The 12838-nt window shown below is 70.2% G+C and carries 14 protein-coding genes; 8 read left to right on the top strand and 6 right to left on the bottom strand.

Annotated elements, in window-relative coordinates; genetic code table 11:
- Positions 1 to 242: 242 nt before the first annotated feature.
- Both C4T78_RS35230 and C4T78_RS35225 read left to right on the top strand, forming a co-directional pair.
- Positions 243 to 2021 (top strand): MFS transporter, encoded by a 1779-nt coding sequence (locus C4T78_RS35230; protein WP_093358865.1) that lies wholly within the window; start codon positions 243 to 245, stop codon positions 2019 to 2021.
- Positions 2022 to 2214: 193 nt separating this feature from the next.
- Complete coding sequence (locus C4T78_RS35225) at positions 2215 to 2691, top strand: DUF2771 family protein (protein ID WP_093158263.1); 477 nt, start codon at positions 2215 to 2217, stop codon at positions 2689 to 2691.
- Positions 2692 to 2698: 7 nt separating this feature from the next.
- Here C4T78_RS35225 and C4T78_RS35220 read toward each other — a convergent pair whose 3' ends face one another.
- From C4T78_RS35220 to C4T78_RS35205, 4 genes are all read right to left on the bottom strand, one after another.
- Positions 2699 to 3343, bottom strand: a complete 645-nt coding sequence (locus C4T78_RS35220) for a response regulator (protein ID WP_309599300.1) — start codon at positions 3341 to 3343, stop codon at positions 2699 to 2701.
- Between the two features lie 134 nt (positions 3344 to 3477).
- Positions 3478 to 4476, bottom strand: coding sequence for a sensor histidine kinase (locus tag C4T78_RS35215; protein WP_093358867.1), 999 nt, complete (start codon positions 4474 to 4476; stop codon positions 3478 to 3480).
- Between the two features lie 10 nt (positions 4477 to 4486).
- The gene (locus C4T78_RS35210) at positions 4487 to 5926 is read right to left on the bottom strand and encodes a serine hydrolase domain-containing protein (RefSeq protein ID WP_093358869.1); all 1440 of its coding nucleotides are present in this window, start codon (positions 5924 to 5926) and stop codon (positions 4487 to 4489) included.
- A 133-nt stretch (positions 5927 to 6059) separates the two neighbouring features.
- Positions 6060 to 6452: a cold-shock protein gene (locus C4T78_RS35205; RefSeq protein ID WP_093358871.1), complete on the bottom strand. Its 393-nt coding sequence runs from the start codon at positions 6450 to 6452 to the stop codon at positions 6060 to 6062.
- A 238-nt stretch (positions 6453 to 6690) separates the two neighbouring features.
- On the opposite strand from C4T78_RS35205, the gene C4T78_RS35200 reads away from it, so the two are divergent.
- Positions 6691 to 6897 (top strand): hypothetical protein, encoded by a 207-nt coding sequence (locus C4T78_RS35200; RefSeq protein ID WP_093358873.1) that lies wholly within the window; start codon positions 6691 to 6693, stop codon positions 6895 to 6897.
- On the opposite strand, the gene C4T78_RS35195 is transcribed toward C4T78_RS35200, so the two are convergent.
- Positions 6898 to 7512 carry an HAD family hydrolase gene (locus C4T78_RS35195; RefSeq protein ID WP_219915377.1) on the bottom strand — a complete coding sequence of 205 codons (615 nt, stop codon included), beginning with the start codon at positions 7510 to 7512 and terminating at the stop codon, positions 6898 to 6900. It abuts the gene before it with no gap.
- A gap of 105 nt (positions 7513 to 7617) precedes the next feature.
- Here C4T78_RS35195 and C4T78_RS35190 point away from each other — a divergent pair, with 105 nt between their 5' ends.
- Positions 7618 to 8577: a R2-like ligand-binding oxidase gene (locus tag C4T78_RS35190; RefSeq protein WP_093358875.1), complete on the top strand. Its 960-nt coding sequence runs from the start codon at positions 7618 to 7620 to the stop codon at positions 8575 to 8577.
- A gap of 145 nt (positions 8578 to 8722) precedes the next feature.
- Here C4T78_RS35190 and C4T78_RS35185 read toward each other — a convergent pair whose 3' ends face one another.
- Complete coding sequence (locus C4T78_RS35185) at positions 8723 to 10339, bottom strand: AMP-binding protein (protein ID WP_177247849.1); 1617 nt, start codon at positions 10337 to 10339, stop codon at positions 8723 to 8725.
- A gap of 205 nt (positions 10340 to 10544) precedes the next feature.
- Here C4T78_RS35185 and C4T78_RS35180 point away from each other — a divergent pair, with 205 nt between their 5' ends.
- The 4 genes from C4T78_RS35180 (at position 10545) to C4T78_RS35165 (ending at position 12835) form a co-directional block, all read left to right on the top strand.
- Complete coding sequence (locus tag C4T78_RS35180; protein WP_093358879.1) at positions 10545 to 11333, top strand: PhzF family phenazine biosynthesis protein; 789 nt, start codon at positions 10545 to 10547, stop codon at positions 11331 to 11333.
- Between the two features lie 76 nt (positions 11334 to 11409).
- On the top strand, positions 11410 to 12030 hold the full coding sequence (locus C4T78_RS35175; RefSeq protein ID WP_093358881.1) for a hypothetical protein: 621 nt from the start codon (positions 11410 to 11412) through the stop codon (positions 12028 to 12030).
- Between the two features lie 51 nt (positions 12031 to 12081).
- Positions 12082 to 12483, top strand: coding sequence for a YccF domain-containing protein (locus tag C4T78_RS35170; RefSeq protein WP_177247850.1), 402 nt, complete (start codon positions 12082 to 12084; stop codon positions 12481 to 12483).
- Between the two features lie 79 nt (positions 12484 to 12562).
- The gene (locus C4T78_RS35165; protein ID WP_177247851.1) at positions 12563 to 12835 is read left to right on the top strand and encodes a hypothetical protein; all 273 of its coding nucleotides are present in this window, start codon (positions 12563 to 12565) and stop codon (positions 12833 to 12835) included.
- Positions 12836 to 12838: the final 3 nt, after the last annotated feature.

Genomic DNA, 12838 nt, shown 5'->3' with positions numbered 1-12838 from the left:
CCCCTCAAAACGCTCACGGGGCCTGAACAGCGGAAACGGAGATCATGACGGTCCTGCGGTGGATCTCAGAGCGCCGAATCGCTTCTTGATCACCCTGTCGGGTGGAGATCTTGGTCGTAACAGTCGCTGGATCGGGTTAGCGGTGTATCTGCGGGGCCGGTTCGCTCCTCTTTATCCGTGGGGCCGGTGAAAAGCGGCCGAGTCCGATGGAGACCGGAGCGGGGTGAGGCAGGATGACGAGCATGGGTTTGCGACGCCATGACCAGCGCTCGGACTCCCCGCGCGCAGGCTGGGGCGCCGGGCACCGCGGCAAGCGCGGCTCCTACGCCGACGGCGGAGGCGCTGCGCGCTGGGGCGCGCCCCCGGAGGGTGCGGAGCGCGACAGCGCGGAGCCCGTGGAGCGGGAGGCCGCGGAGCCGCGGCGCGAACGCGCGGAGCGCGGTGAGCGCAGGCGGAGCCGGGGCGAGCACGCGGAGCGGGCGGAGCACCGGTTCGAGGCGGCCGACCGGGGCGGCGCGGAGCGCCCCGGGAGGGGCGCGAGGCGGTATCCGTGGGAGGAGGATCCCGACTACGAGCAGCCGCGCAGCCGGTCTCGGCGGCTTCCTCCGCTGCCCGAGGACCACTCGTCCCAGGAGCACGACGAGGAACCCGAGGTCGAGAAGCCTCGTGGGACCGCGCCGCCGAAGAAGCTGACGGTCACCCGGGTCGCCGCCTGGCGGAGTCGCGATCTGACGCAGCGGGCGATGCGGATGTTCTTCTCGCTCGCGCACGCCGACGGTGCCGACCGGTCCGGGCTCGCGAAGTTCACCTATGCCGTGATGGGCAACTACGCGGTGGACGCCGCTATGGCCGTCGCGCTGGCCAACACGCTGTTCTTCTCCGCCGCGACCGGTGAGAGCAAGGACAAGGTCGCGCTCTACCTGCTGATCACGGTCGCACCGTTCGCGGTGATCGCGCCGGTCATCGGGCCCGCGCTGGACCGGTTGCAGCAGGGGCGCCGGTACGCGCTGGCCGCTTCCTTCGCGGTCCGCGTGGTGCTCGCCGCCGTGATGGCGCTGAACTTCGACAGCTGGCTGCTGTATCCGGCCGCGCTGGGCTGCATGGTGCTGTCGAAGTCCTTCGGCGTGCTGAAGGCTGCGATGACACCGCGCGTGCTGCCCTCGCAGATCACGCTGACCAAGGCCAATTCCCGGTTGACCGCGTTCGGCATGGCGGCGGGTGGGATCTTCGGCGCGATCGCGTCGGGCTTCGCGTACCTGCTCGGTTCCGAGGGCGCGCTGTGGTTCATGGCGGCGATGGCCGCCGGTGGCGTGTGGCTGTGCCTGCGGATGCCGGGCTGGGTGGAGAGCACCGAGGGCGAGGTGCCAGCGTCGATCGGTGGTCGGCCGCAGCCGAAGAAGGTGCCGCTGAGCGGGCACGTCGTGGTCGCGCTGTGGGGCAACGGCGGCATCCGGGTGCTGACCGGGTTCCTGACCCTGTTCGCCGCGTTCGTGATCAAGCAGAGCACCCAGCACGAGCCGTTCATGCAGCTGGTGCAGCTCGGGATGGTCGGCGGCGCGGCCGGGATCGGCAGCTTCCTCGGCAACGCGCTGGGCTCGAAGATGCACTTCGGCAAGCCGGACCGGGTGATCAACGCCTGCCTGGGCAGTGCGTTGGTGGTGGCGGTCTGCGCCGCGGTGCTGGCCGGGTTGCCGCTGGCCGTGGTGGTCGGCCTGATCGCGGCGACGGCGAGCGCGCTGGCCAAGGTCTGCCTCGACGCGGTGATTCAGCACGACATGCCGGAGGAGTCGCGGGCATCGGCGTTCGGCAAATCCGAGACGATCTTGCAGCTCAGCTGGGTCTTCGGCGGCGCGCTGGGCGTCCTGCTGCCACCCGTCTACTGGATCGGCTTCACCGTGGTGTCCGCGCTGCTCGCCCTGCTGCTGGCGCAGACGATCACCGCAGGTCGGGGCGGAACCCTGGTGCCACAGCTGAGGCGCAAGGCGGCAACAGCCACCGAGCGGGCAGCCGCCAGGTCGTGATGCAGCCCGTGTGCCGTGTAGACGTTTCCGCTGGTCAGCGACCGTGAGCGCTTTGAGGCGCCAGAGCACCCCAAAGCACTCACGACAGCCCACCAGCGGAAGGAAGCCGAAACGCCCGAACGGCACAAGTCCGGCGAGGGCCGCCCGTGCTGCCACGCACGATGGCCCGGGAACGGGCTTGTAGGCTCGAACCGTGCATCGTGGACTGAAGCCGCTGCTGGCGGTGGCGGGCGTGGCGCTCGTCGCCGGCTGCGCCGCGCCGAGCGAACCGCAGGTCACCTTCTACTCCCACGGGAGGTCGGTGGAGGTCGCGCCCGCGCAGTACTGCGACCCGACCGGGGAGAACTGCACGACTTCACCCGACGCGGTCGGCGACCTGCGGGTTCCGGAGCGCGCTCCGCTGCAGATCTCGGTGCCCGGCAAGGTCGCCGAAACGCCCTGGCAGGTGGTGTTCCTCTACCGCGGGGCCAACGGCGAGGAGCTGGACGGGCGCAGCCCGGTCTTCGCCCCGGACGAGCGGCACGCCTACACGCTCCAGCTGCCGCCGGACGGCACGCGCCTGGAGCACGTCGAGGTCCAGCAGTTCTCGGCGGTGCTGACCGAAGGCGTCGACGGCGGCGTGGACTTCGGCATCGGCGGCAGCTGGGTGCTCAACGTCCAGCAGCAGTGAGCCCTGCTCAGTCCCCGACCAGACCGGCCTCGTAAGCGGTGATCGCGGCCTGGACGCGGTTGTTCGCGCCCAGGCGCTGCAAGATCGCCCTGACGTGCGCCTTGACCGTGCCCTCGGCCAGGAACAGCCGCCCCGCGATGTCCTGGTTCGACAACCCAGAACCGACCAGGCCCAGCACCTCGCGCTCGCGCGGCGTCAGCGCCGCCACCCGCTCCCGGGCAGCAGCGCGCCGGGACAGCGCACCGCCGTTGACCTCGGCGATCACCCGGTGCGCGATCCGCGGTGACAGGTACGCCGCGCCGTCGGCGACCGCACGGACACCGATGATCAGCTCGCGCGGGTCGGCGGCTTTGAGCAGGAACCCGCGGGCGCCGTCGCCGAGCGCCCGCGCCACGAACTCGTCCTCGTCGAAGGTCGTGAGCACCACGACCGCCACCTCCGGCTGCGACCGCGCCAACTCCGCGGCGGCGGCCAAGCCGTCGAGCACCGGCATCCGGATGTCCAGCAGCGCCACGTCCGGCTGGTGCTGGGCGGCCAGCTCGACGGCCTGACGCCCGTCCGCGGCTTCGGCGACCACCTCGATCTCCGGGTCGGTGGCCAGGATCGAGCGGACACCGGCGCGGATCATCGCCTCGTCATCGGCCAGCAGCACGCGGACTGCTCTCCGCGATTCACACAGGCCGTCGCGTTCGGCGCCTGCCTCGCGTTTCGGGGTTTCTCGTGGCTGAGTTGCGTCACGGTCCCCTGAGCTGCGGTTGAGGTGTGCTGCGGTTGGCACGAAGTCACTCACAACTCCTCCTCCTTCAGCGGACCCGCTGATTCTGCCGGACAGGGCAGCCGCGCGGTCACCGTGAACCCCTCCTCCCCCCGTTCCGCGCGGAACGTGCCGCCGAGCAGCCCGACTCGCTCGGCCAGCGCCAACAGCCCGGTACCGCTCCCCGAGACCATCGGCGCGGCGTCGACGGCGGTGTTGTGCACGACGACCACCAGCTCCTCCGGCTCGCGGTCGACCCGGACCACGACCTGGGAGCCCCGCGCGTACCGGGCGGCGTTGGTCAGCGCCTCCTGCACCACCCGATAAGCAGCACGATCCACTGTGGATGGAACGCCGAGCGGTTCGCCCCCGCGGCGCAGCGCCACGTCCATCCCCGCACCGCGCGCCCGGTCGACCAGCGCCTCCACCGGTTCGTCCGGCGGGGACAGGGTTTCCGACGTCTTCTCGCGCAGCATCCCGATCGTCTGCCGCAGGCGGTCGGTGGCCTGCACCGCGGTTGCCCGCAGCTCGGCCGCCGCCTGCCGGTTGGCCTCGGTCGTGTCGGCCGCGAGTTCCAGCGATCCGGCGCGCAGCGCGATCAGCGCCAGGTCGTTGCCGAGCGAGTCGTGCATGTCCGAGGCGATCCGGGCGCGCTCGCGCAGGCGGGCGCGCTCGGCGATGAACTCCTGCTCCCGCTCCATCTGCGCGACGCGCTTGCGCCCGGACTCGATCAGCTCGGCCTGCTGGCGGCGGAACCGGCCGGCCAGCCACGGCAGCCCCACGAACACCGCCAGCAGCACCAAGGTGCCGACCCCGCGCCCGGCGTAGATGGCCAGGTCGACCACTCCCGGCACCGCGGCCAGCGCGAACACGGCCCAGCCGTGCCGCACCGGGAGGTGCCGGCCGTGCAGGTAACCCGCCACGGCCAGCACCACGAACACCACCTGCCGCCACAGCGGAACCACGTCGAGGTCGAACGAGTTCGCCACGCACGCCCCGACGATGACCAGCAGCACCGCGGCATTCCTCACCTGGCCGACCTTAGAGCGCATCTGCGACTCGCCCGCCGTCTCCCCGAACCGAGATCGCAGCTCGCGCGGAGCGCAGCCGCACCAACCGGAACGCCACCGTGCTCACCCCGGCCAGCGCGGCGATCAGCAGCGTGACGGTCAGCGGCAGCGGGAAGTACGTCATCTGGGACCAGGTGACGGTGCGGCCGTTGGTGATGAACGAGACCAGGTCCGGGTAGGCGACGAAGATGGCGAGCGGGATCAGCAACGGCGCCACGCGCAGGGCGATCCGCCGACCGGAACGCCCGGCGTGCTTGGCCGCCCACCGGCGGGATCGCACCGCGCCGAGCACGCCCAACCCGACCGCCACCAGCGAAATCGCTCCCAGCACCAGCTCGTTCTGCTGCCTGCCGCTGCTCACCTCTGGAGGCGTCTTGCCCTCGCTCAGCGCGACCAGGCCCATGAGGATGTCGTAGGTGCTCTCGTGCAGGGAAGCACCGTTGGTCATCACGGCGAAGCCGTAGCCGGTCTCCGGCACGATCGCCTGCAAAACGTTGTAGGTGAACAGGTTGCCCGCGTGCATCAGCATCTCCGGGCCGCCCTCGGGCCGCTCGACTCCCCAGCCCATGCCGTAGTCGTTCACCGCCGACGGGCTGTGCATGAGCCGCAGGCTCTCCGGGCTGACGAGCTGCTGACCCGCGCCGTTCTGCGAGATCAGCCACTTGCCCATGTCCGCGGCGGTGGTGATGACGCCGCCACCACCGCTGTCGTCGTGGAAGCCCGGCATCTCGGCACGGGGAATCCACGCGCCGAACAGCGAGACGTAGCCGTCAGCGGGACGCACTTCGTCGACGCGGCTCGCGCTGGTGCGCATCCCGAGCGGGCCGAACACGTGCTCGCGGAGGTAGTCGCCGAACGGCTGACCGCTGACGACCTCGACCAGCCGGCCCGCGAGGTCGTAGTTGACGTTGCAGTACTCCCAGTGCGTCCCCGGGTCGGCGGCCAGCGACCCGGTGCTCAGGCGCGCGGTGTAGTCGGCCAGCGAACCGGCCTCTTCCAGCGAGTTGATGTCGATGGTGGTGTCGGAGAATCCGGAGGTCTGGTTCAGCAGCTGCCGGACGGTGACCTGCGCCGCGCGCGGATCGGCCATCGAGAAGCCGGGCAGCTGCTCGGCGACCGGTCGGTCCAGCGCGATCCGGCCCGAGTCCACCAGCGTCATGACCGCCATCGCGGTGAACGACTTGCTGACCGAGGCCACCCGCATCGGGGTGTCCGCGGTCATCGGCCGACCTTCGGAGTCGTGGCCGTAACCGGCGGCGTGGACCACCTGGTCGTCCTTGGTCACCACGACCGAGAACCCCGGCAGCCCGGTGGTTTCCAGCGCGTTGGTCAGGTAGTCGTCGATGGCAGGATCGGCCTGCGCGGACGGCGTCGCGGCCAGCCCGATGGCCGCCGCGAGTGCGATGATCATGGCTTTCACGACTGGAAACGCTATGGATCCGGGCACCCTCGGCGGATCGACCGACCGGCCACGACCACCCCTGTCGAAAGGCATAGAAAAGCCGGGCGCACCACGCGGTCCGCCCGGCCTCCGGTGCTTCTCGTCAGCTGCCCGGGTCCAGCTCGCGGGCGACCGCGCGCACGACCTCACCGATGCGCTTGGCGGTCTTGCGGTCCGGGTAGCGGCCGCGGCGCAGGTCCGGCTGCACCTTCAGCTCCAGCAGCTTGATCATGTCCTCGACCATGCCGTGCAGCTCGTCGGCGGGACGTCGGCGCGCCTCGGCGACCGAGGGCAGCGGGTCCAGCAGCTTCACCTTCAGCGCCTGCGGACCGCGACGGCCCTGCGCCATGTCGAAGTCGACGCGCTGGCCGGTCTTGAGCGCATCCACGTCGGAGGGCAGTGCGGAGGCGCGCACGTAGACGTCCTCCCCACCGTCCTGGGTCAGGAAGCCGAAGCCCTTGTCCGCGTCGAACCACTTGACCCTGCCGGTCGGCACTGTCCTCACCGTTCCCTGTCGATGCACTGGCCCGCTCGCAGGCCTCCGTCGTTGCGTCTCCGTCCGTCGCGCGGAGCCGAACAGCCCCGGCACGACGAAAGCGCCCCGACTACGCTTCGCAATGGGACGTGCCGGGACGCGTCATTCAAGCGTACCGCGTACCGGCCTGGGAAGACCCGGCCTTATCGAGCAAGGGTCGCTGCGGCACCCGGCGCAGTGCCTGAATACGCTGCTGGACATGGCAGCTTCCGTGCGCAGGTCCGCAATCCTCCCGGTCTCGATCGCCATGTTCGCGCTGGGTCTGCTGGCCATCATCGCGATCTTCGCGCTGTTCGCCGTCGGTTACGAGAACCTACCCGTTTGGCTGAACCTGGCGACACTGCTGTGCCCGGCGGGCTTCATCTACGGCGTCGTCGCGACCGTCCTGCGCAACCGCCGCCGCTGATCAGAAGCGCTGCGCGAGCCAGGCCGGGAACTCGGTGAGGTCGCGCAGCACGACGTCGGCGTCGGCCAGCTGATCGACGTCGAAGGGCCCGGTGGCGACCGCGACGGCGGTGGCGCCCGCAGCCCGCGCGCCGACGATGTCACCGAGGTGGTCGCCGACGTAGCAGCTCGCGCCCTCCTCGCGCAGCACGTCTCCCTTCGCGGCGGCGAAGACGTCCCCGGCCAGCCGGTCCACCTCCCAGCCGAGGGCCTTGAGGTGCAGTTCCGCGTTCGGCTGGTACTTGCCGGTGATCACCATCGTCCGGCCGCCCAGCTCGCGGACCGCAGCCAGCGCCTCGGCCGCGCCCGGCAGCGCCGTCGTCGCCCCGACCACGACCGTCGGGTAGACGGTCCGGAAGTGGCGGACCAGCCGCTGCGCCATGGCGTCGTCGAAGCCGTAGCCGCGCATCGAGTCGTACAGCGGCGGGCCGAGGTTCGACGCGAAGTGCTCGCCGTCGATGCTCAGGCCGAACTCGCGGTTGAGCTCCTCGATCGCGCGGACCATGCCGGGGCGCGGGTCGATCAGGGTCATGTCCAGGTCGAAGCCGACGATCGGTCCGGTGCGCTGAGCTGCCACGCGAACCACCCTACGGAGCGACAGCCACGCCCTTGACGCGGAACTACCCAGTACCGAAAATCGATTCGTAATCTTTCTCACATCTCGGCGAGCTGGAGTCGTTCAATGACGAGCACGTCCGCGCACCACCGCGAAGGTTTCCACTCCCTGCGAGCCAGCGGTCTGAACTGGGACTCCCTGCCGTTGCGGCTGTTCAGCAAGGGCAACGCGAAGTTCTGGAACCCCGCCGACATCGACTTCACCCAGGACGCCGAGGACTGGCAGCGGCTCGATGAGGACGAGCAGCGCAGCGTGGCCGGCCTGTGCGCGCAGTTCATCGCCGGCGAGGAAGCCGTCACCCAGGACCTCCAGCCGTTCATGGCCGCGATGGCCGCCGAGGGACGCTTCGGCGACGAGATGTACCTCACCCAGTTCGTCTTCGAGGAGGCCAAGCACACCCAGGTCTTCCGGCTGTGGATGGACGCCGTCGGCCTCACCGACGACCTGCACTGGTACGTCGAGCAGAACCCGGGTTACCGGGAGATCTTCTACAAGCTGCTGCCGGAATCGCTGCACGCGCTGCACGCCGACCCCAGCCCGGAGAACCAGGTGCGCGCGTCGGTCACCTACAACCACATCGTCGAGGGAACCCTCGCGCTGACCGGCTACTACGCCTGGCACAAGATCTGCGTCAGCCGCGGCATCCTGCCCGGCATGCAGCAGGTCGTCCGGCACATCGGCGACGACGAGCGCCGCCACATGGCGTGGGGCACCTTCACCTGCCGCCGCCACGTCGCGGCCGACGAGCGCAACTGGGAGGTGGTGGAGGACCAGATGGCCCGGGTGCTGCCGCACGCCGTCGCCCAGGTCCAGTGGCGCCCGGACGACGCGCCCGAGGTCCTGCCGTTCGAACTCGACAAGGACGAGCTCACCGCCTACGCCACGGACCGCGCGACCCGCCGCCTCGGCGCGATCTCCAGCGCGCGCGGCATGCCGCTGAGCCAGATCGACGTCGACGCCTCCCCGGAACGCCTGGAGGACCAGTTCGGCGAGGAGGACGCTGCCGAACTCGCCAAACTCCGCTGACGGCACGCAATTTCAATGGAAATCGCACGTGAGATTTCCATTGAAATCGCGCCGATCCCGACGCGCGTCGGTGTGTCGGGTCCCGACACACCGACGGCGCGCAACTTCAATTGAAATTGGACATCCAACTTCAATTGAAGTTGCGTCAGCCCTGGTCGAGGAGGTTCTTGGCGAGCTCGCGCATCTCCACCTTGCGGATCTTGCCGGTGACCGTCATCGGGAACTCGTCCACCAGGTGCACGTAGCGCGGGATCTTGTAGTGCGCCAGCTTGCCGGTGCAGAACTCCCGCAGCGCCTCGGCCGTCAGCGGCTCCGCGCCCTCGCGCAGCCGCACCCAGGCCATCAGCTCCTCGCCGTAGCGCGCGTCCGGAACCCCGATGACCTGCGCGTCCACCACGTCGGGGTGGGTGTAGAGGAACTCCTCGATCTCGCGCGGGTAGATGTTCTCGCCGCCGCGGATCACCATGTCCTTGATCCGGCCGGTGATGCTGACGTAGCCGTCGGCGTCCATCACCGCCAGGTCGCCGGTGTGCATCCAGCGGGCCGCGTCGATCACCTCGGCCGTCCGGTCCGGCTGCTCCCAGTAGCCCAGCATCACCGAGTAGCCGCGGGTGCACAGCTCACCCGGCGTGCCGCGCGGCACGGTCAGCCCGGTGGCCGGGTCGACGACCTTGACCTCCAGGTGCGGGCCGACGCGCCCCACCGTGGACACCCGGCGCTCCAGCGAGTCGTCGGCGCGGGTCTGCGTGGACACCGGCGAGGTCTCGGTCATGCCGTAGCAGATCGACACCTCCCGCATCCCCATCCGGTCGATGACCTGCTTCATCACCTCCACCGGGCACGGCGAGCCCGCCATGATCCCGGTGCGCAGCGAGGACAGGTCGAACTCGGCGAAGCGCGGGTGCTCCAGCTCGGCGATGAACATCGTCGGCACCCCGTACAGCGACGTGCACCGCTCGGCGGCCACCGCGGACAGCGCCGCGACCGGGTCGAAGCCCTCCGCCGGGATCACCATCGCCGCACCGTGGCTGGTGCAGGCCAGGTTGCCCATCACCATGCCGAAGCAGTGGTAGAACGGCGGCACGATCGCCACCCGGTCCACCTCGGTGTAGCCGCAGAGCTCTCCGACGAAGAACCCGTTGTTCAGGATGTTGTGGTGCGACAGCGTCGCGCCCTTGGGAAAACCGGTGGTGCCCGAGGTGTACTGGATGTTGATCGGGTCGTCGGCGGAGAGCTCGATCGCGGCCAGCCGCTGCGCGTCCGCGCTGGCCCCGGCCAGGCGCTCCCACTCCGGATCGCCCAGGAACACCACCTGCTCCAGGTCGGCGCACTTCGGCCGCACCTGCTCGACGAGATCCACGTAGTCGGATGTCTTGAACGACTTCGCCGAGACCAGCATCCGGATCCCGGCCTGGTTGAGCACGTACTCCAGCTCGTGCGCCCGGTAGGCGGGGTTGATGTTGACCAGGATCGCGCCGATCTTCGCGGTCGCGTACTGGACCAGCGTCCACTCCGAGCGGTTCGGCGCCCAGATCCCGACCCGGTCGCCCTTGCCGATGCCGGCGTCGAGCAGCCCGGTCGCCAGCGCGTCCACGTCGGCGACGAACTCCCGGTAGGTCCAGCGCCGGCCGGTCGCGCACTCCACGAGGGCATCGCGCTCGGGGAACCGCGCGGCGAGCCGGTCGAGGTTCGCCCCGATCGTCTCCCCCAGCAGCGGCACGTCCGAAACGCCCGAGTCGTAGCTCAGCTGGACGGCATCCACGTCGACTACCTCCCCGACGAACACGTGAGACGGATCACCAATCTTGTCCCGCGCTCGGCCACCGGACCACCCCCGAACGCGGGTACGGCGCGCCCGTGCGACGGAAACCGAAGATCCGATTTCCGTTGAACTCGTCCCAACGCCCCGCGCGTCGGGACCCCGACACGCGGGGCGTTGGTGACCAGGGTCGACGTAGGGTTCCGGGGTGCGCGTGTTCGTCGTGGATGCCTTTGCCGACTCCGCCTTCGCCGGGAATCCCGCCGGGGTCGTGCTGTTGGACTCCCCCGCCGATGCGGCGTGGATGCAGTCCGTCGCCGCTGAGCTCCGGCACTCCGAGACCGCGTTCGTCGTGGTCGGCGGCCCGGCGGACGAGCCGAAGCCGCTGCGCTGGTTCACGCCCACCACCGAGGTTCCGCTGTGCGGCCACGGGACGCTGGCGGCCGCGCACGTGCTCGGCGGCGACCAGCGGTTCGACACCCGCAGCGGCGTTCTGACCTGCACCGCACTGGCGGACGGCTGGATCGAGCTGGACTTCCCCGCCGACCGGGCCGAGCCGGTGGAGCCGCCCGACGCGCTCGCCGCCGGGCTTCCCGGCGTCACCGTCGAGGCCGCGGCGCAGGCCGCCACCAAGGTGCTCGTGCTTGCCGCGTCGGCGGCCGAGGTCCGCGCTGTGCGACCGGATCTCGCGGCGCTGGCCACCGTTCCGTCCCGCGGTGTGATCATCACGGCTCCCGGCGACCGTCCGGGCGTCGACTTCGTCAGCCGCGTGTTCTCCCCGCAGGTCGGCATCGCCGAGGACCCGGTGACCGGTTCCGCGCACTGCACGCTGGCCACGTGGTGGGCGGCGAGGCTCCACCGCGACCCGCGCGAGACGACCTTCGTCGGCGAGCAGGCCTCGGCTCGCGGCGGCGTGGTCCGGATGGCGCTGCGCGGCGACCGAGTCGGCCTCCGCGGCCAGGCGGTCACCACCCTCCGCGGCGAACTCCTGGTTTAGCGGCAAAAAAGACACATGGAACCAAACCGGCCAAACCGGCGTCCCAGGTCGCACGAACGTGATCTTGGAGGTTTCCATGCGCCGGGTCCCAACGACCATCGCCGCAGTGCTGGCCGCGACGACGCTGCTGGCGGGGTGCGGCAGCAGCCTGTCCCCCACCGGCAACGTGCTCCGGTCCGAGAGCAACGGGGGCAAGTACCTCATGACTTCGCAGGTCGTCGGCTACGTCGTCAAACCGGAGCTCAGCGGAAAGGGCTCCCCGCTCGGCAAGCACCACATCGCGGTCCTGCTGGAAGTCCGCAACGGTTTCGAAGACCGCCCGGTGGAGGCGAGCAAGTGGCGGCAACCCACCTTCACCGACAACTCGGCGGACGAAGCGGTGAAGGAATGCCCCGCTCGGCTCCTCGGACCGGACTGCGGCCGGACCAGCAAGAACTGGAAGGACGTCGTGTTCCTGGACGCCTCCGACGTCCTCGAACGCCCGGGGAAGCTCACCGGCAGCCGAGGCGGCGTGCAGAACCTGGAACCGGGCGAGCCCTACTACGCGCTGATGCACCGGGAATTCGACGAGGCCATCACGCCTGAGCAGCTGACGATCTGCGCCAAGGTCAGCTCCAGCGAGAAGCGCAAGTCGGAGGACTGCACGCCGCTGTCCGAGGTGCCGGAGCTGCCCGCGGAGATCGCCGAGGCGCTGTGATCCCGGGGTTCCCCTGATTCGCTCCGCGCCGGGAACTGGCACGGTGGGGGCATGCGCCTACTGCTGAACGTCATCTGGCTGGTGTTCGGGGGCCTGTGGATGGCCCTCGGATACGCCGTCGCCGGGATCCTGCTGGCGATCACCGTCATCGGCATCCCGTTCGCGATCGCCTCGTTCCGGATGGCGAACTTCGCGCTGTGGCCGTTCGGCCGGCGTCTGGTGGACGAACCGGCCTCGGGTGCGATGGCGGGGATCGGCAACGTCCTGTGGCTGATCCTCGCCGGGTGGTGGCTGGCGCTCGGCCACATCGTCACCGGCATCGCGCAGTGCATCACGATCATCGGGATCCCGCTGGGCATCGCCAACTTCAAGCTGATCCCGGTCTCGCTGATGCCGCTGGGCAAGCGGGTCGTGGACGCCGACGACGCGTACGCGTTCATGCGCAGCAGGTGACCTTCGGCACAACGGCGTACGAGGGACTGGTCCGAGCGCCTCTCTCCAACGTCAGCCCAACACCGATTTGGGGGTGCCCGTGATCACCGAACTCGAGCTGGAGCGCATCGCAGCAGCCATCGACCGAGCTTTCCGGCACCCCGGGACGGCGGACTGGGCGGCGGTGGAGCGGCTCCGGTTGCACGCCGACCTGCTCGACCGGCTGGCCGCCGCGCAGCGCCACTGGTCCGGCTCGCTGAGCCGGCGCGCGGAGCTGGCGCGGGACGCGGCCGAGCGGATGGCCGACGAGCTCAACCACGTCACCAGCGCCATCGCCGTCGACCTGCCGCACCAGGCCGCCACCCACCGCTAGCCG

This window comes from Saccharopolyspora kobensis (assembly GCF_900108315.1).
Lineage (GTDB): Bacteria > Actinomycetota > Actinomycetes > Mycobacteriales > Pseudonocardiaceae > Saccharopolyspora > Saccharopolyspora kobensis.
This window is presented reverse-complemented; position numbering and strand designations above follow the sequence as displayed.

Excerpts from the sequence above, each read along its gene's own strand:
- C4T78_RS35230 (WP_093358865.1), top strand. The coding sequence starts at position 243 with ATGGGTTTGCGACGCCATGACCAGCGCTCGGACTCCCCGCGCGCAGGC.
- C4T78_RS35200 (WP_093358873.1), top strand. The coding sequence starts at position 6,691 with ATGGCAGCTTCCGTGCGCAGGTCCGCAATCCTCCCGGTCTCGATCGCC.
- C4T78_RS35170 (WP_177247850.1), top strand. The coding sequence starts at position 12,082 with ATGCGCCTACTGCTGAACGTCATCTGGCTGGTGTTCGGGGGCCTGTGG.
- C4T78_RS35210 (WP_093358869.1), bottom strand. The coding sequence starts at position 5,926 with ATGATCATCGCACTCGCGGCGGCCATCGGGCTGGCCGCGACGCCGTCC.
- C4T78_RS35190 (WP_093358875.1), top strand. The coding sequence starts at position 7,618 with ATGACGAGCACGTCCGCGCACCACCGCGAAGGTTTCCACTCCCTGCGA.
- C4T78_RS35175 (WP_093358881.1), top strand. The coding sequence starts at position 11,410 with ATGCGCCGGGTCCCAACGACCATCGCCGCAGTGCTGGCCGCGACGACG.